Annotated in this window: 19 protein-coding genes; 15 read left to right on the top strand and 4 right to left on the bottom strand. The window is 70.1% G+C overall.

Features of this window, described 5'->3' with window-relative positions; translation table 11 throughout:
- The first annotated feature begins 35 nt into the window (after window positions 1–35).
- The 11 genes from ACFWF2_RS14885 to ACFWF2_RS14835 all read left to right on the top strand — a co-directional run bounded on the left by ACFWF2_RS14885 (window position 36) and on the right by ACFWF2_RS14835 (window position 7877).
- Window positions 36–1835 carry a hypothetical protein gene (locus tag ACFWF2_RS14885; RefSeq protein WP_379307998.1) on the top strand — a complete coding sequence of 600 codons (1800 nt, stop codon included), beginning with the start codon at window positions 36–38 and terminating at the stop codon, window positions 1833–1835.
- Window positions 1832–2611, top strand: coding sequence for an ESX secretion-associated protein EspG (locus tag ACFWF2_RS14880; RefSeq protein ID WP_379075612.1), 780 nt, complete (start codon window positions 1832–1834; stop codon window positions 2609–2611). The genes ACFWF2_RS14885 and ACFWF2_RS14880 overlap by 4 nt, the downstream gene beginning before the upstream one ends.
- A 9-nt stretch (window positions 2612–2620) precedes the next feature.
- A complete protein-coding gene (locus ACFWF2_RS14875; protein WP_189030527.1) occupies window positions 2621–2953 on the top strand; it encodes a hypothetical protein in 333 nt (110 codons plus the stop codon).
- A gap of 60 nt (window positions 2954–3013) precedes the next feature.
- Window positions 3014–3310 (top strand): YbaB/EbfC family nucleoid-associated protein, encoded by a 297-nt coding sequence (locus ACFWF2_RS14870; protein ID WP_379307997.1) that lies wholly within the window; start codon window positions 3014–3016, stop codon window positions 3308–3310.
- A gap of 100 nt (window positions 3311–3410) precedes the next feature.
- Complete coding sequence (locus ACFWF2_RS14865) at window positions 3411–3722, top strand: type VII secretion target (RefSeq protein ID WP_379307996.1); 312 nt, start codon at window positions 3411–3413, stop codon at window positions 3720–3722.
- Between the two features lie 2 nt (window positions 3723–3724).
- The gene (locus tag ACFWF2_RS14860) at window positions 3725–5059 is read left to right on the top strand and encodes a hypothetical protein (RefSeq protein WP_379307995.1); all 1335 of its coding nucleotides are present in this window, start codon (window positions 3725–3727) and stop codon (window positions 5057–5059) included.
- A 28-nt stretch (window positions 5060–5087) separates the two neighbouring features.
- Window positions 5088–5390: a PE family protein gene (locus tag ACFWF2_RS14855; protein WP_379307994.1), complete on the top strand. Its 303-nt coding sequence runs from the start codon at window positions 5088–5090 to the stop codon at window positions 5388–5390.
- A complete protein-coding gene (locus ACFWF2_RS14850; RefSeq protein ID WP_379307993.1) occupies window positions 5390–6373 on the top strand; it encodes a PPE domain-containing protein in 984 nt (327 codons plus the stop codon). The genes ACFWF2_RS14855 and ACFWF2_RS14850 overlap by 1 nt, the downstream gene beginning before the upstream one ends.
- Window positions 6370–7158 carry an ESX secretion-associated protein EspG gene (locus tag ACFWF2_RS14845; protein ID WP_379307992.1) on the top strand — a complete coding sequence of 263 codons (789 nt, stop codon included), beginning with the start codon at window positions 6370–6372 and terminating at the stop codon, window positions 7156–7158. Before ACFWF2_RS14850 ends, ACFWF2_RS14845 begins: the two co-directional genes overlap by 4 nt.
- A 43-nt stretch (window positions 7159–7201) precedes the next feature.
- Complete coding sequence (locus ACFWF2_RS14840; RefSeq protein WP_379307991.1) at window positions 7202–7534, top strand: WXG100 family type VII secretion target; 333 nt, start codon at window positions 7202–7204, stop codon at window positions 7532–7534.
- Window positions 7535–7583: 49 nt separating this feature from the next.
- On the top strand, window positions 7584–7877 hold the full coding sequence (locus tag ACFWF2_RS14835; RefSeq protein WP_379307990.1) for a WXG100 family type VII secretion target: 294 nt from the start codon (window positions 7584–7586) through the stop codon (window positions 7875–7877).
- A 62-nt stretch (window positions 7878–7939) separates the two neighbouring features.
- Here ACFWF2_RS14835 and eccE read toward each other — a convergent pair whose 3' ends face one another.
- Window positions 7940–9676, bottom strand: coding sequence for a type VII secretion protein EccE (gene eccE, locus ACFWF2_RS14830; protein WP_379307989.1), 1737 nt, complete (start codon window positions 9674–9676; stop codon window positions 7940–7942).
- Window positions 9677–9793: 117 nt separating this feature from the next.
- Between eccE and eccB the strand changes: the two genes are divergently transcribed.
- The gene (gene eccB / locus ACFWF2_RS14825; protein WP_379307988.1) at window positions 9794–11293 is read left to right on the top strand and encodes a type VII secretion protein EccB; all 1500 of its coding nucleotides are present in this window, start codon (window positions 9794–9796) and stop codon (window positions 11291–11293) included.
- Window positions 11294–11337: 44 nt separating this feature from the next.
- Here eccB and eccA read toward each other — a convergent pair whose 3' ends face one another.
- Window positions 11338–13173, bottom strand: a complete 1836-nt coding sequence (eccA, locus tag ACFWF2_RS14820; RefSeq protein WP_379307987.1) for a type VII secretion AAA-ATPase EccA — start codon at window positions 13171–13173, stop codon at window positions 11338–11340.
- 158 nt (window positions 13174–13331) lie between these two features.
- Between eccA and eccD the strand changes: the two genes are divergently transcribed.
- From eccD to eccCa, 3 genes are read left to right on the top strand one after another with little or no spacing between them, the layout of a single operon-like run.
- Window positions 13332–14792, top strand: a complete 1461-nt coding sequence (eccD, locus tag ACFWF2_RS14815; protein ID WP_379307986.1) for a type VII secretion integral membrane protein EccD — start codon at window positions 13332–13334, stop codon at window positions 14790–14792.
- A complete protein-coding gene (gene mycP / locus ACFWF2_RS14810) occupies window positions 14789–16198 on the top strand; it encodes a type VII secretion-associated serine protease mycosin (protein WP_379307985.1) in 1410 nt (469 codons plus the stop codon). Before eccD ends, mycP begins: the two co-directional genes overlap by 4 nt.
- A gap of 9 nt (window positions 16199–16207) precedes the next feature.
- Window positions 16208–20269, top strand: coding sequence for a type VII secretion protein EccCa (gene eccCa, locus ACFWF2_RS14805; protein WP_379307984.1), 4062 nt, complete (start codon window positions 16208–16210; stop codon window positions 20267–20269).
- A 3-nt stretch (window positions 20270–20272) separates the two neighbouring features.
- Here the strand turns inward: eccCa and ACFWF2_RS14800 are convergent, their stop codons facing one another.
- The gene (locus ACFWF2_RS14800; protein WP_379307983.1) at window positions 20273–20860 is read right to left on the bottom strand and encodes a GNAT family N-acetyltransferase; all 588 of its coding nucleotides are present in this window, start codon (window positions 20858–20860) and stop codon (window positions 20273–20275) included.
- Window positions 20857–21666 carry a GntR family transcriptional regulator gene (locus tag ACFWF2_RS14795; RefSeq protein WP_379307982.1) on the bottom strand — a complete coding sequence of 270 codons (810 nt, stop codon included), beginning with the start codon at window positions 21664–21666 and terminating at the stop codon, window positions 20857–20859. Before ACFWF2_RS14795 ends, ACFWF2_RS14800 begins: the two co-directional genes overlap by 4 nt.
- Window positions 21667–21698 lie beyond the last annotated feature (32 nt).

Raw genomic sequence — 21698 nt, 5'->3', positions numbered from 1 at the left:
GGGCGCCCGTGTGGTGATGAGGAGGACGGTCGCGTATGGGTGAGACACCCAATCCGTGGAGTGGGCTGCGCAGCGAGTCGCTCAGCGGTGCACTGGAATTGCAGCCGAAGGTCATCGAAGGCCTGGTCAACGAGGCGATCGAAGTCCGGATCCGGGTGAACTCGGTGAAGGCCGAGCTGGCCAAGGTGGACAACCTCAAGGCGTTCGCCGCGGTGGTCCCGTCGGCGGCGGCGCTGGCCGACCGTTTCTCGGCCAAGGGCCGCGACCTCAAGAGCATCCTCGAGGACCACACCAAGATCCTGGACGACATGGGCGACACCTTCCTCGCGGCGGGTAAGGCCTACGGCGACAGTGACACCGGCGGCAAGGCCGATTTCGCGGCGCTGCGCGGTCGGATCAACGCCGACAAGGGCAAGACCGAGAGTCTCGGCCAGCGCCCCCAGGCCTTCGGTCGCTGTATGGACATCACCGTCCTGAAGAAGGACGGCGGCGGCGTCCCCGACAGCCTGCTCATGCCCAAGGGCCTGAAGTTCGACCCGATGATCGTCAACGCCGAGGACCCGACGCAGTTCACCTACGCGCAGTACCAGACGATCATCGCGTCGATGGCCAGCCCGGACATGTCGGTCACCGTCGCCCAGGCCGCCACCGACTGGACCTGGCTGGCTGGCAGGCTGAAGGAGAAGTTCGACGAGCTGTCGAACGCGATGATCGCCACCGAGAGCAGTTGGCGCAGCCCGGGCAACGCCGGTGGCGCCGATCGCGCCCGGCAGGCGATCACCGCCTACGGAACGGGCAACAAGGACCTCGTCGACGGCATGAAGGCCCTCGGCACGGCGCTGCAGTACGTCTCGGACTGGGTGTACGGGACCCGGACGTCGTTGCAGGCGGTGAGCGCCACCGAGGTGCCGCTCATGGTGCCGGAGTCGGTGCGCGCCTGGGAAACCCGCAAGGAGCTCACGCACCAGCAGGGCTACGCCAACGCGATGAAGAGCACCTATGTGCTGGGAGTGGACCACACCGCGGACGTGATCGCGCTGCTGCCCGATCCGATCCCGCCGACGACCGGCCAACAGCCCACCGGGAACGGCACCGGAACCGGGGCAGGGACAGGGTCCGGCGGCGGCTCCGGGTCGGGCTCCGGTGCCGGCGCCTCGGGGCTGTCGTCCGGCTTCCAGAACGGCATGTCGGCGCTGACCAGCGCCGCGCAGACCGCCGCCCAGCAGGCCGCCAGCGACGCCGCCAAGGCGGCGGCCCGCACCGCGGCCGAGCAGGCAACCAAGGCGGCCGAGGACGCGGCGAAGCAGGCGCAGTCGGCGGCGTCATCGGGACTGGAGCAGGCCGCCTCGGCGCTCACCTCCGGTATGGAGCAGGCGAGTTCGGCCGCGCAGTCGGCGCTGGATCAGGCCAGCGCCGCCGCCGCAGAGCAGAGCGCCCTGTCCTCGGTGCCAGGCCTGGCCGGGCTCAACTCCGCGCTCGAGGAACAGGCCAAGAAGATGACCTCGGCCGCCAAGAGCGGCGGTGGCGGTGGTGGCGCCGGCGGCGGTGCGGGTGGTGGCCTGCCCGGCCAGAACCTGCAGAACGCGTCGAGCCTGTTCCCCAGGGCCGCGGTCACCGCGACCGGACTGGAAGGGATGGCGAGCCGCGCGGGCATCGCGGGTGGCGCCGGGTCGCCGATGGGCGGCATGCCGATGGCACCGATGGGCGGCGCGGGCGCCGGTGCGGGCGGTCAGCAGAAGGAACACAAGCGGGCCGACTACCTCGACTCGGTCGAGCACCTCGAGGAGGCGATCGGCGCGGCGCCGATCGTGGCGAGACCGGTCATCGAGCAGTGACAGCCGTTCTGGAGTTCACCCCGGTCGAGTTCGCCGCGCTGTACGAGGAACTCAAGGAAGACGGTCTGCCGCAGCCGCTGAGCTATCGCGGTGTGCCGCAGACCTATTCCGAGAGCGTCCGGATCAAGCGGGAGGCCTGGCAGGCCCTGCGCCGCCGCGGTGGCGCCGAGCTGACCCAGCTCGTCGAGGCGCTCACCCGGCCCGACATCCGGGTGATCGCCCGCGGCGTCGACGGGCTCGACCCGGCGAACCCGAAGCGGTCGCTTCGGATCCTCGGGGTGCGCAAGGGCGACGACGCGTTCCTGGTGCGCCAGGAGCCGGGGGAGACCATGCTCGACTCGGCGGGCTTCACGGTCACCAGGCACGACGCGCTCGCGCTCGGCGACGCGGTGGCCGCGGCCTTTCCGGCGGCCGACGCGGGCAGGCGCCGCGACTTCGAGCTCGTCGACCGGATGGCGCAGGACATCGACTTCTCGTTCGGCCGTTCGCTCGTGCACGACACCGGTGACGACCCCGCCGCGGACGGCGCCGACTTCCTGCAGCAGCCCGAGGATCTGACCGGCACGATCGAGTTCGAGCAGGGGTCGTCGCGGTTCGGTCCGCGCGGCATTCTGCGCCTGTACCTGGTTTGGCGTGACGTGGTCGACGACGGCCGGTACGTGATTGTCCCCGGCACACCGGCCAGGGTGGTCCCCGCCGACCGCCGCAGGATGGTTTCGCTGATCAATATGAACATCGCCGAAATTGTCAGAGCCATCAAGGATGATCGTGCGTAGGGAGGGCAGATGGACGAGTTTCCAACCGAGTTCACCGCCGCGTCGCTGACGGGCGCGATCGAGGTGCGTACCACCGAGCGGGGTTTGCCGGTGGGTATCACCATCGCCGCCGATCAGCTGCGCGGGGATCCGGGTGCGCTGGCGGCCGAGGTGCTGCGGCTGTGCCAGAAGTCGGCCAACCGGGCCGGGCTGGCGCGGCGGAATCAGCTGGCCGAGGCGGGATTCGATCCGGGGCTGCTCGCGGCGACCGGGCTGCCGACCGAGGCCGAGGTCGCGGCGGCGGAGATCGTCGAGGAACAGGAATACGACACCGAACCGGAGAGCTGGCTGCGTTCGGTATGAGCCGGCGCGGATTCCGTAGGTAATTGGCACAGAATCGTCGACTAGGGAGGAGGTCAGGACATGGTCGAGACCATGGACGAACTCATCGCCCGCGTGCAGGGGCAGCTGTACCGGCTGCAGGATCTGAGCGAGGCGACGCAGCACATCGGGGCACAGGAGACCTCGCCCGACGGTGCCGTGACGGTGACCGTCGACGGCACCGGCGCCATGGTCGGGCTGGAGTTCTCGCCCGCCGTCGGCAAGCTGACGCCGGAGAGTTTCGAGCGCGTGCTGGTCGATACCGCGCGGGCCGCCGCCTATCGCGCCTACGGCGAACGCGCCGGGCTGATCACCGCCTTCAACGAAGCGGGCACGTGAGATTCAGCTGATCTTCACCGGTGCGATGCATAGCGCCGATTTGGAACGGGTAGATAAAGTAACGAAACACCAAGGGCTGTTTCGAGATTGGACGATGGTCATGAATCACGTTGCGGTAGTTCCCGATGCAGTTCGTGCGTACGCGGGTGCTTCGGCCACGATGGCGGCCGGGGTGGCGCAGGCCGGTGCCGTCGACCAGGCCGCGACCGTCGCCGCCGTGGTGCCGGTGTTCGGCCTGATCGGGCAGGAATTCCTGCTGTCGTTCGCCTACGCCCAGGCCAACCACCTGACCTCGGTGGCAGAGCTGGCTGCCGTCCACGCGGGCACCGCGCTCACCGCGGCGCAGGCGGCGACGACCTATGAGGGCGCCGACACGGCGGGCAAGCTCGGCATCGCCTCGGTGATCAAGTAGCCATGACGTTTTCCGGGGGAGCGCCGTCCGGTGGCGTAGCGCTGGATCCGACCGTGCTGGAACTGCTGCGCGGCAGCGCCATGGCGCCCCTGCTCGACCAGCCGGTGAGCCAGGCGCTGAGCTCGATGGGCCTGCCGCAGCTTCCGCAGCTGCCGCAGTTCGTGCAGCTGCCCGAGATGCCGCCGCTGCCCGCGATCGATCTGACCGCGCTGATGCAGCCACTCACCCAGCTCGCGTCCGCGTTCGGCACCGGCCAGCTCGGCGGCACCGGCACCGGCACCGGCGCCGACCCGACCGAGATGCTGTCCAACGTCAGCTCGGTGCTGAGCACCGTGATGTCGCTCGGTTCCACGGCGCTGCAGACGGTGATGTCGCTGTGGCAGAGCGCCGCGGCCTCCGAGGCGACGACGAAGGCGACGGCGGCCCAGGCCGACGGCGCCAAGCTGGCGGCGCAGAGCACCCAGGAGAAGACGGTGCTGGCCGGCGCGGCGGGCAATGTCGCGGTGGGCGCGGCCAAGCTGGGCGCGGTCATCGCCCGTTATTCGGCCACGGTCGCGCTCGCCCCGCTCTACGCGATGACCCCGGTCGGCCAGGGTGTGCTGGTCGCTGCGACGATCGAGGCGATGACCGAGGCGCTGGCTATCACCGCCGAGACCAAGGTCGAGCTGGTCAGCCGCAGCGCGGAGATGACGACCGCGGGCGAGAAGGTCCCGGTGACCAACGCCCCGACCGGCGTCGACTCGTCGTCGGAGTCGCTGTCCCAGCTGATGAGCATGATCACGCCGCTGATCAGCACCGCCACCACGGCGGCCTCCTCGCTCGGTTCACTGGCCGAGCAGGTGACGTCGCTGTCCGCGACGAACACCACCGGCACGACGACCACCGACACCGCGACCACCGGCGAGGCCATCTCGGCGGAGGACGCGGCGGCCGCCGCTGGCCTCGGTGGCGGCGGTGGCATGGGCGCGATCGGCGGGGTCGGTGCTGCCGCCGCCGCGGCGACGCCGCTGAGCCCCTGGCAGGGCGGTAAAGGCAGCGGCATGTCCACCGTCGGGCTCGGCGGAATGGCGAGCGCCGCACCGGCGACCGGGAGCACGGCGAGCACCGCGACGAGCTCATCCGCACCCGGCTACATGCCGATGGGCGCGGGCGGCGCCGGCGCGCCGATGGCCAGGGCCGTCGACGGTGGCGGCAGCGAGGCAGTGCACACCCAACTGGTCACCGGCCACCACGGCGACGAGGTCGTCGGCCAGATCGACGGGGTGTCGATGCCGGTCGTCGGCGGCGCCGAGCCGGTGACCACCGAGGCACCGCCCGACAAGGAACTCACACTGTGACGCGGGTACGACCACGACAGGAGTGGCAATGAGCAACACCTTCGAATTCGATTCGGCCGCAGCGGCCAAGGCCGCCTCGGCGCTGGACGCCATCGTCGATCGGCTCTCCACCGAGCTGACCGCTGTCGCGCCAGCGCTGCACGTCGCGCCCGCGGGCACCGACGAGGTGTCGAACAGGGCGGCGATCACGGCGAACGGCGTCGCCGACGACTACCTGACCGGTGCCGAGTCGGGCGCGCGCGAGATGAGCAAGCTCGCCGCGACCCTGCGCGCGCAGGTCACCGAGTTCGATCGGATGGAGACCGACAACACGAGCGGTCTCTCCGCCTGATGATCGAACCGCCGCAGCCCGGGTTCACCGGTGTGGTGTGGGAGGCACGCGAGCCGGAACGGCTGGCCACCGAACTCACCACCGGTCCCGGACCGATGCCGATGGCCGACGCGGCCGCCGCCTGGACGCGGCTCGCCGCGGCCTTCGGCGCGGCCGTGCTCGACTACGAGCAGGTGCTGCAGACACTGCGTGGGTCCTGGCGGTCCGGCCGCAGTGACGAAGTGTGGGAACGTATCTCGACCCTGCGCGACTGGCTGTTCGAGACGGCGGCCGCCGCCACGGCCAACGCCGCCAGGATGCAGGCGCAGGTGCTTGCCTACGAGGTCGCTGCTCGCGCCATGCCCAATTCGGGTGATATCGCGGCGATCACCGCCGCGCAGAAGGCGCTGGAACAGGTCGGCGCCATGCTCGGTGCGCCGATCAAGGCCATCGCGGCGGAGACCGATGCCGAGGCCGATGTCGCCAAGGCCGTCGCGTCCCGGGTGATGCGCAGTTACGAGGCCGCCACCGAGCCACTGGCGAACCCGTGGCTGCACGTGCCGCCCCCGCCGATCGTGCCCGAGGCGGCGCTGCTGGCGGAGGAGTCCGGAACCAAGTCCACCTCGGCGCCCGGCGCACCCGTCGTGCCCGGCATGGGCATGATGGGCGGGTTCGCCGGGATGCCGGTGCTGCCCGCCCCGGTGCAGACTGCTTATCGCGCACCGGTGTTCGTCCAGTCCGGTACCGCGGTCGCGCCGACCGCGCAGCCCGCTGCGGTCGCCGCGGCCACCACCGGTCACGCGGCGCCCGTCGTGCCCGGCGCGATGGCGCCGACGGCGGGCGCGCAGGACGCGGCCCGCTTCCCGCGCGCAGGCCTGGCCTTCGAGGAATCCGATCAGCTGGTGGCCGAAGGCGAGATCCAGGCCGCGCCCGCGGTTCTCGGCGTCGCCGAGCGTCCGGCACCGCAGCAGAGCACGACCCAGACGGGTGGTGGTGCCGCGTGACGACACTGACCAACGACTCCCTGCTCGCGGTCGCCGAGCGGCTCGGTGTGCAGACTCTGCCGCTGGTGCTCGGCGTCGGCCCGCGACAGGACACCTTCGAGGCCTGGCAGGCCGCGCGCGACGGCGCCGTGGCCGAGCTCACGGCCCGCGGCGTCTTCGACGGGTACGGCGATGTCGAGCCCGGACTGGCCGACGCGCTGTTCACCCTCACCATGCCCGAGGCGGAACTGGCCGCGCGCAGCTACCGCGCCGACGAGCAGGTCCGGATCTGCCTGGCGCGCCGCGGCACTCAGCACGCCGTCGCGACCAGGTCCGGCGCCACCTTCGAGCTCGCCACCCCCGGTATCGACGGCTCCGACCGGGAACTGACCCGGCTGCTGCTCACCGCGCTGCCCGCCTGTCCGCAGGCGGAGATCGGCACGGTCAGCGTCGCGGCCGACGACCTCGCCCGCCGGCTAGACGGCGCGACGACAACCAGCGACTACGTGGACGCGATGTACGCGCTCGGGATCGACGCGCACGAAGCGACAGTGCTCGGTGCGGCCTTCGGCTCCTGCCACGGCTACACCGAGATCACCGCCTCCGTCCACCACGACGGGCTGACCACCCGAGCCCCTGGCGCGGTCGCGGTGTACGACACCGCGCGCGGCCGGATCGTCGTCGCGCCGATGACGGCGCCCGACGGGCAGGTGTGGTCCACCATCACGCCGGGCACCGACCACCGCCTCACCCAGGCGATCGGTGCGCTCCTCGAGGGGCTTCCCGGTGGGAGGTGGCAGCCGTAGCAGCCATCTTCCGTGTCACCCATCAAGAAGGAAAGGTTCGACAATGCCCCCTCAGGGATCAGTTGGTGTAGAAGCCGGTGGCGTAGATAACGTCGTCTCCGCGCTCGAGGAGTCGATCAGCAACCTGCGTCGCTCGATCAACGAAATCGATGGTGCCGCTCAGGCTGTCGTGCGCGGCTGGAAGGGCGACGCGCATGACGAGTTCGTGAAGGTCGCCGAAGCCTGGCACAAGGAGTCCATCGATCTGAACGCGAAGTTCGACCGCTTCAACGAGGCCATCAACACGGGCAAGACCACCATCGTCAACATGGACCAGGGCGGCCTGTCCGGCGGCGGCGCGACCTCCTCCGCCCCGGTCACGACCCTCGGCGTCTGATCGTCTCGCCACGATCACAATCGCATTCGCAACGACAAGGAATTAGAGCATGACCATTCTTTATGATCCTGCGGCGATGAACGAGCTGTTCAGCGACCTGCAGACCTACGGCGGCAAGATGCAGGGCGAGATCTCCGAGCTGCAGTCGGCCGCAACCAACTTCCGCGCCGCCCTGCAGGGTGACAACGCCCACCAGAACTTCGACGCTGCGCACAAGAGCGTGACCGGCGAGCTGTCCGACACCCTCGACCGGCTCGACAAGCTGGCCGCGCAGGTGGAATCGGCGCTCAACCGCGCCCTCGAGGCCGACGGCAAGGTCGGCGACGGTTTCGCCGACTTCTGAAATCGTCGAATTCGCCGAAGGCCGATCGGAATTCGCTTCCGGTCGGCCTTCGGCGTCTCTGCTCAGCGAGCGGCGAGTGATTCGCCGATGTAGTGCATCTCGTCGGGCGTGGTCACCATCGTCACGGTCGCGCTGCCGGTGCTGGTACGCACGGTGATCCGGTTGGGCGCGTACGGGTCCTGCACCAGCGTGACATCGGGTTCCACCGCGTCGGCCTCGCGTTCGGCGGTGCGGACCTCGACGATCGTCGCGCCACCGAGGTGTGCCGTCGGCGCGATGCCGTCGTAGACCAGCACGGTGGTGGTCGGGTACGGCGCGGCGGGTACCGGCGGCGGTCCCGGCTGCGGCTGCGGTGTCGCGCCCGCCGCGCGCGGCGCGATCGAGAGCAGCTGCGGGGTGGCCAGATTCGCCACCATCGAGTGCCAGGCCTGCGGCCGCGTGGTGTGCACGACCGCGTGCGCGCCGAGCGCGGTGGCCCGCAGCACCACCTGCTGGGCCAGATCGAGATTGCCGATCACGTCCACGTGGCGGGTGCCCGCGCCGATCAGCGGCACCGCGATGCCCTGCCCCTGTTCGTCGGCGCCGATCAGCTGGCCACAGCCGGTGGTCGGGACGGCGATATCGGTGAGCGCGATGAGGGTGCCGCGGTAGCCGTCGCGGCCGCCGAGATCGTCGGCGGCACCGATCGGCAGGGTGTCGAGCAGGATGCGCCGCTGGCTGCCGGGAAGTTCGCGCAACCCGGGCAGCGGCATTTCATCGAGCGGCACCGCGGTGTCGAACCGGACGACGGCGTTGAGCACGACCGTGCCCACCTTGTCGTCGCGGCGGGCGGTGCGCCGGGCGCCGGGGTGCAGACGCATCGTCACCGTGGTCGACAGGCTCGGAGTCGCCCAGATGTCGGCGAGACCGTTGGTGCCGATCATCGGTGCGGTCAGCTGGTAGTGGGTGAGATGGCGGTGCTCGGTCGACAGGCCGTAGGCGGTCTCGGTGAGCTCGAGTGGGTCGAAGCCGTGGGTGAGCTGGCGGACCGCCGCGTTCAGCTCGGTGGCGGTGAGCACTGCGGCGTCGATGCCGTGCGTGGCCAGCCGGTTGGCGACCCGGCGGGTCGCGATGATCATCGTGCGCAGCGCGCCCTCGGCGCCGCCGCCGCGCTTGTCGACGGCGGTGGCGTTGGCGACCGGATCCAGCCGCAGCACCAGCCAGCAGGTGCGGTGCGCGATCGCGGGCAGCGGACCGAGGATGCGGTCGTAGAGGTGCGCGGCGGCGCCGGTGCCCGCGGTGCGCGCCCCGGTGGCGATCACGTCGATGCCGACCAGCTGGACATCGAATTGGTCAAGGCAGCGGGCGATCTCGGTGAGCGGAAGCAGCTGGTCGGCACTCAGCGAGCCGCGGCGCAGCAGGGTGAGGGTATCCGGCGGCGGGTCGATCCGCAGCATGGTCAGCAGCAGATCGCCGTCCCAGCGCACGCCGCAGCCGCCGCCCTCGGCCAGCGGCACGTCGAAGGCGGGCGCCCGGTCGAGGGTGTCGGCGCGGCCGCGCAGCCTGCGCGCGAGCCAGCCGCCGAACCGGACGGCAGGCGTGCGCCTGCGGATCGGCATCAGCCCGATCAGCAGCACCGCCGCCGCGCCACCGCACGCACCTGGCACCGAATTCGTGGTGGCCAGCACCACCCAGGCCACGATCGCGGCGAGGACAGCGACGGGCACGCAGGCCCGCAGCGGAAAGATGCGGAACAGCCAGAATTCCGGATCACGCAAGGTGTCGTAAACATTGTCGCCACCGGTTTCCCGGGCGTTCATCCCATTGTTCAAAATCGTTGTCCCTGGCTGGCATACGTCGAATCATGGTGAAGTCGATTTCCGGAATTACGGTACCGTGTCGAACGAGAACGTGATCATCGCAGCAATGGAGAGCGTGTGCCGGCACAGCTGACAACCAAGGCCCAGGTCAACGGTTATCGGTTTCTGCTACGCAGACTCGACCACGCGCTGATCCGGCGGGACGTGCGGATGCTGCACGACCCCATGCGCTCACAGAGCCGGTCGCTGATGGTGGGCGCGGTCCTCGGGCTGATCATCGTCGCGGGTGCCGCGATCCTGGGATTTCTGAAGCCGCAGGGCGCGATCGGTGATTCGCTGATCGTCACCGGGAAACAGAGCGGCGCGATGTATGTCGTGGTGCAGAGCAAGGACGGCGGGAAAACGCTGCACCCCGTGCTCAATCTGGCCTCGGCCCGGCTGATCGCGGGCGCGGCCGAATCGCCGAACGCGGTCAAGGACGACAAGCTGGGTTCGCTGCCGCGCGGCCCGCTGCTCGGCATCCCCGGCGCACCCGCCGCGCTGCCCGGCTCGGACCAGGGCGCGAGCTCGGACTGGACGCTGTGCGAGACCACCCAGCTCTCGGCCACCGGCGGCGCATCCGGGGCCACCGGTGGCCTCACCACCACGATCGTCGGCAAGCCCGCCCTCGGCGAGCGGATCGGCGCGGCCGAGCCCGACGACGCGCTGCTGGTCCGCCGCGGGGACAAGGCCTACCTGGTGTATCGGGGCAGCCGGGCCGAAGTGGACCTCACCGATTCGGTGGTGACCCGCACGCTCGGCCTGACCGGCCAGAAGCCGCGCCCGATGGGCACCGGTTTCCTCGGCGCCACTACCGAGAACCATCCGCTGGCGGTCCCCGCGATCGCGCAGGCCGGTTCGCCTGGCCCGGCCAAGCTGTCGAATGTGCCAGTGGGCGGCATCATCTCGGTGCCGGGGCCGGATCGCGAGGAGTCGCTGTACGTGGTGCTGGCCGAGGGCGTGCAGCCGGTGTCCGAGTTCACCGCGCAGCTGCTGCGCAACGCCGACTCGCACGGTATGCGCGAGATCGCCGTCGTCGCGCCGGACGCGCTCGACCGGGTGCCCGTGGTGCACAGCCTGCCGGTCGACGACTTCCCCGAGCGCAAGCCGCGCGTGCTCGCCGCCGATGACGCGCCGGTGGCCTGCATCAGCTGGTCGAAGAATCCGGGTGCCGCGCTGGCGCCGGGCAAGTCGGTGGACGGTCCGGGGGAGCGGGCCGTTGTTTCGCTGCTGACCGGAACCAAATTGCCGCTGGCCGATTCGGCCAAACCGGTGGTGCTCTCGACCGCCGACGGCACCGGCGACCGGGTGGACGCGGTGTACTTGCCGCCGAGTTCCGGTGAGTACGTGCAGGTCACGGGCACCGAGCCGGGCAGCCCGCGCCGCGAGTCGCTGTTCTACGTGGCCGACAACGGTGTTCGCTACGGTGTGCCGGACGTCGCCACCGCGGCCGTTCTCGGCCTGGGTGACAAGCCCCGGCTGGCGCCCTGGTCGGTCGTTGGTCAGCTGGTGCCGGGCCCGACGCTGTCGGCCAAGGACGCGCTCACCAGCTTCGATTCGCTGCCGCCCGCGAAATAATTACCGGCGGTAAGCGATCCGGACGGACCGCCCACCGCGACCGGTCAGCTGGGCTGACGCCCGACGTTCAGGGTGGCGATGATGCCGGTCAGCGCGGTCCGCATATCGGATTCCTCGATCCGCATCAGCACATCGTCGTCGACCTCGGACAGATCGACCTCGGTGTCGTTGGCCAGCCGGTACTCTCGCTCCTCCTCGGCCGCCTCGATGACATTGCGGATGAAGCGGCCGTTGCCCGCGAGGTCGACGCCGCGCCGCGGCTGCCCGCTCTGATCGGTGCTCTCCAGGTCGTAGAGGAACGTGCACGACTCGACGAGTGCCGCCAGGGCCGCCTCGGACAGCTGGGAATCGCGGCTGCCCGCGATGATCTCGCCGATCTGGCCGAGCTCCGCGGGGGTGTAGGACGGGAACTGCAGCCGCTTCGAGAAGCGGGACGCCAGACCGTCGTTGGCGGTGAGCAGCCGGTCGATCTCGCCGTCGTAGCCCGCGATGATGACGACCAGCCGGTCGCGGTCGTTCTCCATCCTGGCCAGCAGGGTGTCGACGGCCTCGCGACCGAACGCGTCACCGCCGGACAGGCCGGTCTGGATCAAGGTGTAGGCCTCGTCGATGAACAGCACGCCGTCCATGGCGCTGTCGATCAGCTTCTCGGACTTGATCGCGGTGCCACCGAGGTTCTGGCTGACGAAGTCGACACGCTTGGCCTCGATCACCTTGTCGGTCTTGAGCAGGCCGACACCGCAGTAGATCTTGGCGACTACCCGCGCGATGGTGGTCTTACCGGTTCCGGGCGGACCGGTGAAAGCCAGGTGCTGGCCGCGGGATTGGCTCGACAGGCCCTTCTCGGCCCGGATCTTGGCCAGCTGCGCGGAGGATTGCAGTTTGGCGACCTGCGTCTTCACCGAGGCAAGGCCGACCTGCTTGTCGAGTTCGGCCTTTGCCTGCGCGAGCACGCTTTTGGCGCGGTCCTCGGCGTCGGCCTGGTTCATCTGCGCCAGCGTGGGGGCCGAGGCAGGGTCCCACTTGTTCGTCCTGGCGTCGATGGACTCGCGGCTGGTGACCACGATCCGGAAGGTGCGGTCGCGCATCGCCGTTGTGTTGGCGGCGAAGTCGGGCAGCTGCGAGTACACCTGCTCGAACAGCGCCTGTGCCTCGGTCTCGTTGCCCGCTTCGCGCAGGCACAGGCCGCGGTTGTACATCGCGGTGAAGCGCGCGGACGGAATCGGGCCCGCCTCGGCGGCTTCCATCCGGCGGATCGCCTCGCCGAACAATCCGAGCTGCGCGCAGGCGGTGCCGACCATCACGTGCGCGCCGGTGGCCAGATAGGGGTCTTTCCACTCGGCCGACCCGGCGAGCACGGTCATCACGTCCGACCAGCGCTGGGTGTTGTAGTGCAGGACACCGCGCACATAGGTGCAGATGCGGTCGTCGATCTGCTTGTCCGGGTCGTCGGGGCGACCGCGCCGCAATTCGGCCAGCTCGTCGAGGATCTTCTCGGCCTGGTCGTAGTCCTGGTCGGCGATCAGCTGGGCGGCCCAGGCCAGCCAGATCTCGGTGAGCGCGGCCAGCGGGTAGTCGATGTAGAGGCCCGGCAGGAACCGGCCCGCCATCGCGCGCGGCGCCAGGCCCAGCCTGCGCTGTTCACGGCCGAGCGAGTCAAGGCTGGTGCGGTGCAGGTTGAACAGCACCTCCTTGGTTACCTCGCCGGCCGCGGCGCGGCCGAGCCAGGCGTCACACATGGAGGGGTCCCATTCGGTGGCGCGCTGGAAGGCTAGTTTGGCGTATTCGTTGTCGCGCGCGGACTCCTGACCATCGATGGACAGGCCGAGCGACAGTACACCTGCGTCGAAGGCACGCTGGGCTTGGCGAATGTCTGGCATGTGGTGTCGGACCCCGAAATCTTCGTCTGGTGTATGCATTACGTTCAACCCGGCGACCGAAGCTGCGATCGCGCCGACTTGCCCTGTCCGTTAGATTAGGTAACGCTGCCGGGTGGTCGCAACGGAAGTAGTCAGCTACGACTGAGAGTTCATCACTGGTGTCGACGTTGTTAGGCAATGAGCCCGAACTATGCCGGGTTTCGGTGATCGGGGGTGACACGCAGCTCGACATCGGACTGCCTGCCACGGTGCCGATCGCGGGATTCATCGGCGATCTGGTGGCCCTGATCCGTTCCCGGGATCCGCGCCTGCCGGAGGGCGACGAGGAAGCGGCGCCGGTGCGCGCCCAGCACTGGACCCTCGCCCGGCTCGGGCAGGACCCGCTGGCACCCAGCCGCACCCTCACCGAGGCAGAGGTCTACGACGGCGAGCTGCTGGTACTCAGCCCGGTGACGCGCAAGGAATCGCCGGCACTGTTCGACGACGTGATCGATGCCGTATCCCGGCTCACCGCAGGCGAATTCCGCAGCTGGTCGGGTGCGGCAGCGCGCTGGACCGGCCTGGTGCTTGCCACCGTCGCCATCCTCGCCGCGCTCGCGCTGCTGGTGGACACCAGGGCCGACAGCGATCCGCTGGCCCCTGCCTTCGCGCTGCTCGGCACTGGCATCGTTGCCTCCGCCGCCGCGGGCATCGCGGCAAGGAAGTACCTCGACCCGGTGACCGGCAACTGGCTGTCCCTCGACGCGTTGCTGTTGCTGTTCGGCGGTGGCGCGCTGCTGGTACCCGGCGGGCTCGGCGCGCCGCACGTGCTGCTCGGCAGCATCGTGGTGCTGGTGGCCGCGATCGCCGGATACCGGGTGACCGGCACCGGCGCGGGCCTGTTCGCCGCCGCGATCACGATGAGCGTGATCGCGGCCGTCTCGGCCACGGTGTACCTGCTCTGGCATCCCGGCCTGCCGAAACTGTTCGCCGGCGTGCTGATCGCCGCCATCGTGCTGCTGTCCTCGGTGCCGCGGCTGGCCGCGGTGGCCGCCCGTCTGCCCATTCCGCCGGTACCGACCGCGGGCGGCGCGATCGACCCCGCCGACCACGAACAGCGCCCGACCATCGAGGGCATCGGCGCCATCGGCGCGATCGCGCTGCCGTCGGCCGCGGGTCTCGGCGAGCGGGCGCGGGTGGCCAATCAGATCCAGACAGGCCTGGTCGTCGCCTGCGCGGTGACGGCGGGCATCGGCGCCTTCGGCGCCGCCGATCCGTTCGGACCGGTGCACTCGGGCGGGGTCGCGCTGGCGGTGATCACCGCGATCATCCTGTGCCTGCGCGGGCGCTCCTACGCCGATCTCGGCCAGGCGGCGACCCTGATCGCGGGCGGCGCGCTGATCCTGCTCACCGTGGTGAGCGGCCTCGGTCTCGGCCACGACTCCCTCGAATTCGGCGCGGTGGCAATCCTGTTGGTCACCGCGCTCGGCGTGGTCGGCTTCGGGGTGATCGGGCCGCACAGCGAGGTGACGCCGGTGACGCGGCGGATGATCGAGATCTTCGAATACCTGCTCATCATCGCGCTGATCCCACTGGCCCTGTGGGTCATGGACGTGTACTCGACCGCGCGCAACATATGACCCGGACACCCCGGTGGCGCGCGGCGGTCCGCGTGAGCTGTGCCGCGGCGATCGTCGCCGCGGTGGCGGGCGTGCCAGCGCCCGCCGCCGCGATCGCGCCACCCACGATCGATCCCGGCGCGCTCGACGCCGCGGTGATCCTCAGCGGCAGGCCCGCACCCCTGGAACCGACCGAACAGCGTGAGCTGTGCGCCGAACCGGTGCTGCGCGGGTCGCCGCCGAGCGAGCCGCCGATCGCCCAGCAGGTGCTCGACCTGCCGTCCGCCTGGCAGTTCAGCCGCGGTGCGGGCCAGAAGGTCGCCGTCATCGATACCGGCGTCAACCGGCATCCGCGGCTGCCTGCCCTGCAGGCGGGCGGTGACTACGTCAGCGACACCGACGGCACCGTCGACTGCGACGGGCACGGAACCCTGGTCGCCGGCATCATCGCCGCGCGCCCGTCGCCCGACGACGCCTTCGCCGGCGTCGCGCCGGACGCGGAGATCCTCACGATCCGCCAGCTCAGCCTCGCCTACGAACCCAAGGACCGGAAGGGCGCGCCCAAGCCGCCCGGCGAGCTGCGCAGCGACGGCTACGGCAGCGTGCTGAGCCTGGCCGGGGCCGTCGTCCGCGCGGTCGACATGGGCGCCACCGTCATCAACATCTCCGAAGTCGCCTGCACCTCGGCCGGTTCCGACACCGCCGACAGCTCGCTCGGCGCCGCGGTGAAATACGCCTACGACCGCAATGTCGTCGTGGTCGCCGCGGCGGGCAATGTGGAGACCGGCGGCGCCTGCGAGAACCAGAACCAGGGTTCGGGCTGGAGCGCGGTGACGACCATTCCGACCCCGGCGTGGTTCACCCCGTACGTACTGTCGGTGGCCTCGGTGGACGCCGACGGCGCGCCCTCGGCGCTGTCGCTGCGCGGGCCGTGGGTCGGCGCCGCCGCGATCGGGCGCAATATCGTCTCGCTCGACAGCAAGCCGGGCGGCACCGGCCTGGTCGACGGCGTGCAGACCGCGCAGGGTGTGCAGCCCGTCGACGGAACCAGTTTCGCCGCACCGTATGTCGCCGGCCTGGCCGCCCTGGTGCGGGCCAAGTTCCCCGACCTGACCGCGCAGCAGGTGATCGAGCGGATCACCCGCACCGCGCACGCGCCGGGGCGCGGCCGCGACGACGCGATCGGCGCCGGGCTCATCGACCCACTGGCCGCGCTGACCGCGCCGCTGCCCACCGAACCGGTGAGCACGGGCGCCGACCGCGGACACGCGGTCGCGGCACCGGTCACACCGCAACCACCGGATCCACGCCCGCGCCTGGTCGCGATCGGCGGCTCGCTGGCACTGCTCACCGTGCTCGGTGTCGGTGCGGCACTGGCCTTCCCGTTCCGCACGCGGCGACCCGACCTGAATTCGGAATTCGAGTAGAGGGCAACAATGGCTACCGAAGGTTTCGTCCGACGCCCCAGGATCGCGCCGCCGCGCGCGCCCGGTGGCGAAGTCGCGCTCACCCCGCCGCCGGAGATCCAGCGTGCGATCCCCGCGCCGCTGATGATGAAGCTGATGCCGGTCATCATGGTGGTCGCGGTCGTCGGCATGATCGCGATGATGGCGTCGATGGGCCGCAGCCTGCTGTCGAACCCGATGTCGATGATGTTCCCGATGATGATGCTCATGTCGATGGTCGGCATGATGGCCGGCATGCGCGGCGGCGGGCCCAAGCGCGCGGTGGAGCTCAACGAGGAACGTAAGGACTACTTCCGCTACTTGGACCAGGTGCGCAAGGACGTGCGCAACACCGGCTCCAAGCAGCTGGAGACGCTCGGCTGGAGCCATCCGGAACCCGCCGACCTGGCCTCGCTCATCGGCAGCAGGCGGATGTGGGAGCGCCGTCCCAGCGACCCCGACTTCGGGCATGTGCGGGTCGGCGTAGGCAGTCACCGGCTCGCGACCAAACTGGCCAGGCCGGAGACCGGTCCGCTCGAGGACCTCGAGCCGGTCTCCACGGTCGCGCTGCGCCGGTTCGTGCGCACCCATTCGGTCGTGCACGAACTGCCGACCGCGGTGTCGTTGCGCGCGTTCCCCGCGATCAACATCGGCGGACCCGACGACGAATCCCGCGAACTGGTTCGCGGCATGCTGATGGAGCTCACCACCTTCCACGGCCCCGATCATCTCGCGATCGCCATCGTCTGCGCCGACCCCGACGTCAACTGGGCGTGGGCGAAATGGCTGCCGCACGTGCAGCATCCGACCCAGCGCGACGGACTCGGCTCGGCCCGGATGATGTACACCTCGCTCGGCGAGCTCGAATCGGCCCTGCAGGCCGAGCTGCTCGAGCGCGGCCGCTTCATGCGCAATCCACAGCCGACCCAGGGCCGCCTGCACCTGGTCGTCGTCATCGACGACGGCTACATCAGCGGCAACGAACGCATCATCAGCGAGTCCGGTCTCGACTCGGTGACCGTCCTCGACCTCACCGCGCCCGAGAACGGCCTTGCGGCCCGGCGCGGACTGCAACTGGTCGTCGGCGACGGCGCGGTGTCGGCGCGCAGCGCGGCCGGGGTGGAGCGGTTCGCCACCGCCGACGTGGTCAGCGCCGCCGAGGCCGAATCCTTCGCCCGCAACCTGGCCAGATACCGGCTCGCGACCGCGGCCCAGATCGTCAGCCTGGGGGAGGGCACCACCGCCGACCCCGGCCTGATGGCCCTGCTGCGCATCCCCGACGCCGCCCAGATCGACCCGGCCAGGGTGTGGCGGCCACGCACCGCCCGCGAACGGCTGCGGGTGCCGATCGGCATCACCCCCGACGGCACCCCCGTCGAGATCGACATCAAGGAATCGGCCGAGAACGGCATGGGCCCGCACGGTCTGTGCATCGGCGCCACCGGTTCCGGCAAGTCGGAATTCCTGCGCACGCTGGTGCTCTCGATGGTGACGACCCATTCACCCGACGCGCTGAACCTGGTGCTCGTCGACTTCAAGGGTGGCGCGACCTTCCTCGGCCTCGACTCGCTGCCGCACGTCGCGGCGGTGATCACCAACCTGGAAGAGGAGCTGTCGCTCGTCGACCGCATGAAGGACGCGCTGGCCGGTGAGATGAACCGCCGCCAGGAACTGCTGCGTTCGGCGGGCAACTACGCCAATGTCACCGACTACGAGAAGGCAAGGGCCGCAGGCATTCCGCTCGATCCGCTGCCCGCGCTGTTCGTGGTGGTCGACGAGTTCTCCGAGCTGCTCTCGCAGAAGCCCGATTTCGCCGAGCTGTTCGTGATGATCGGCCGCCTCGGCCGCTCGCTGCACGTGCACCTGCTGCTCGCCTCACAGCGACTGGAGGAGAACAAGCTGCGCGGCCTGGAGTCGCACCTGTCCTACCGGATCGGCCTGCGGACCTTCTCCGCCAACGAATCCCGCGCCGTGCTCGGCATCACCGATGCCTACCACCTGCCCAGCGTCCCCGGCGCCGGCTACCTGAAGAGCGACGCGTCCGAACCGCTGCGCTTCAACGCCAGCTATGTCTCCGGCCCCTACGTCGCGCCCGCGGGCACGGCCACCGGTGACGACGGCGCGCCGGTGGCGGGCCAGCGTCCGGTCGTTTTCACCGCGGCACCGGTCGAGATCGCCGAGCTGGAAGCGGTCGAGAGCGAGGACTCCCCGCTGCGCGGCCTCCCTGAGCTGCCGCCTCCGCCCCCGTCGGGACATGGTGCGGAGGAAGGAATTCCGGACTCGCTGCTAGACGTGGTGGTCAAGCGGCTCAACGGCCACGGCAGGCCCGCGCACGAGGTGTGGCTGCCGCCGCTGGACGAATCGCCGACCGCCGACATGCTGCTGCCCGACCCGGACTGGCGCTCGCCGGTGAACCGGCACGGTCAGCTGTGGATGCCGATCGGTGTCATCGACAAGCCGTACGAGCAGCGGCGCGACGTGCTCACCATCAATCTGGCAGGCGCGCAGGGCAATGTGGCCGTCGTCGGTGGTCCGCAGTCGGGCAAGTCGACGACGCTGCGCACCATCATCATGGCCGCCGCCGCGACCCACACCCCCGAACAGGTGCAGTTCTACTGCCTCGACTTCGGTGGCGGCAGCATGGCCGGTCTCGTCGGCGTCCCGCACGTGGGCTCGGTGGCGGGCCGCCTCGACGGCGACCGGGTGCGGCGCACCATCGCCGAGCTGACCAGCCTGATGCGCCAGCGCGAGGAACGCTTCGCCGAACTCGGCATCGAATCGATGGCCGAGTTCCGCAGGCGCAAGTTCTCCGCGCTGGAGGCCAGGCAGATCAACGGCACCACCGCGGCGCCCGGCGATCCGCTGGCGGCCGACCTGTTCGGCGACGTCTTCCTGGTGATCGACGGCTGGGCCGCCGTCCGCGAGGAATTCGATCTGCTCGAAGGACAGATCAACGCCATTGCCGGCCAGGGTCTTTCGTTCGGTATCCACGTGATGCTCGGCGCCTCGCGCTGGGCCGAGATCAGGCCGGTGATCAAGGACCAGATCGGCACCAGGATCGAGCTGCGGCTCGGCGACCCCAGCGATTCGGAGATGGGCCGCCGGATCGCCCACCAGGTTCCGCTCGGCCGACCGGGCCGCGGTCTCACCGCCGAGCACCTGCACATGCTGATCGCCTTGCCGCGCCTCGACTCCGATTCCGATCCGAGCACGGTCGCCGACGGTGTCACCCGGGCACGCGAGGGACTCACCGCGCTGTACCCGGGCCGCCGCGCCCCCGAGGTGCGGATGCTGCCGCTGAGCTTCCCGCGCGAACAGCTGATGGCCACCGCAAGCGCGCAAGGCGTCGAGCTCACCCCCACCCGCATCGTCGTCGGCCTCGGCGAGTCCGAATTGCAGCCGCTGGTCCTGGATTTCGGGGTCGAGCCGCACTTCATGGCCTTCGCCGACGTGGAATGCGGCAAGACGACGCTGCTGCGCAACATCGTCATGGGCATCGCCGAGCAGTCGAACGCCGAGCAGGCCAGGGTGATCATGATCGACTACCGGCGCACCATGCTCGGTGTGCTGGAGGGCGCCCAGCTGGCCGGGTACTCGACATCCTCGCAGACCTGCGGCGCGATGATCTCCGAGGTCGCCACCTACCTGTCCAAGCGGATCCCGGGCGCCGACATCACCCAGCAGCAGTTGCGGGACCGCAGTTGGTGGTCCGGGCCCGAGATCTATGTCATCGTCGACGACTACGACATGGTCGCCACCGGCTCGATCAACCCGTTCGCCCCGCTGCTGGAGTACCTGCCGCAGGCCCGCGACATCGGCCTGCACCTGGTGGTCACCCGGCGCATGGGTGGCGTCTCGCGCGCCCTCTACGACCCGATTCTCGGCGCGATGAAAAACCTCTCGGTGCAGACGCTGATCATGAGCGGCTCGCGCGACGAGGGCAAGCTCATCGGCGAGGTCCGCCCGAGCAAGATGCCACCCGGCCGCGGCACCCTGGTGTCGCGCAGCCAGGGCATCGAGATGGTCCACATCGCCGATCTGCCGCAGTTGTGAGCGTCAATCCAGCATCGAGGCCGCCGAGAACGGACGCGCGACGCTGGTGATCCGGCTCGGATGCGGTGGGCACGGGCTCGTGCGGCGCTCGAACAGCGCGCGCGAAGGGCCGGTGGCCGCCGGGCCCGCGATGCGGGTCATGGTGAAGCCGGCCCGGCGGTAGTAGTCGTGCAGTTCGGTGTTGGTGGTCCAGGCATCGAGCCGGACCCAGGGGCGCTGCTCGTATTCGGCCAGGTGGGCGGCGTGGGTGAGCATGTGGTGGCCGACCTGTCTGCCCGCGAAGCGCAGGTCGACGATCATGAAGTGCACGACCACGGCCTCGGCCAGCTCCCACGGCGACCACAGGCCGGGATCGGCACGGTGGTTGACGGTGATCGTCCCCGCCGGTTCACCGTCGATCTCGGCGATCCATGTTTCACCAGCGTCCAATGCCCGGCCGACCGCACCGGCGAAGATCTCGATCGGGCGACCCCGGCCCGCGACCGTCCATTGGTCGGAGCCGCGCGCGGTCAGCCAGGCGGTGCGTTGCACCCGCAGGCGGCAGATCAGCGGTAGGTCGCCCAGGGCGGCTTGGCGCATCCGCACGGTCATGGCAATGCGACGGCAGGTCCGGGTGCGATGCCGAGGGTGCGGTCGATGACGGCGGTGCCCGCCGTGTCGCCGAGTTGGTAGGCCAGCCGGTTGCGGCCCGCCAGACAACGATGCCGGGTCGCCCGGGTGACCCGTTCGTGGTTGGCGCCGATGCGCAGGTGGTCGAGCAGGACGGTGCCGGTGGCGACGCCGAGCACCGCCGCCTCTTCGGCGCTGGCCGGTCGTGCTGTCAAGGTGTCTCGATGGGCGGTCTCGCCGTAGCCGTGATCGGCCAGGCGACGGGTCGTGCCTTCGGGAATGTCATGGGGTGAGTCGATACTCGCCGCTTCGGCGAGATCGCGTGGGTAGAAACTCACCTCCCACGACCACGGTTCGTTGTCCAGGTACTGCACCACGGTGCGGGCCAGCACCCAGGAGTCGGTGGGAACGCCGAGCCACTGCGCGACCTGATCGTCGGCGGGCTCCATCCTGGTGCTGAACTCCTTGGCCGGTTCGCGGCTGGCCGCGCGCGCGATCTCCTCGAAGATGTCGTGCGCCGATCGCGGCCGATCAGGGCGAATATGGTCGGTGACCACGGATTCCAGCACTTCCTGGTTTCGCACGATGGTGCCGCGGGAAGTAGCTGTGTAGACAAGGTTTTCGGCGACGAGCACCTGGATCGCGTTGCGCGAGGTGGTGATCGAGACCTGCATCTGCTCGGCCAGTTCGGAATGGCTGGGCAGCCGGTCGCCCGGTTTCCACGTGCCCGCGCGGATCTCCTCACGGAGGAGGTCTGCGATCCGGAGGTAGGTCGGACCGTCCGCCATCATGCTCCTCGGTAGGTCGTGCAGGTAACGAA

Source organism: Nocardia sp. NPDC060259, from assembly GCF_042728775.1.
In the GTDB taxonomy this organism is placed as follows: Bacteria; Actinomycetota; Actinomycetes; order Mycobacteriales; family Mycobacteriaceae; genus Nocardia.
Note: the sequence above shows the minus strand (reverse complement) of the source record. Positions and strands in the feature narration are given on the sequence as shown.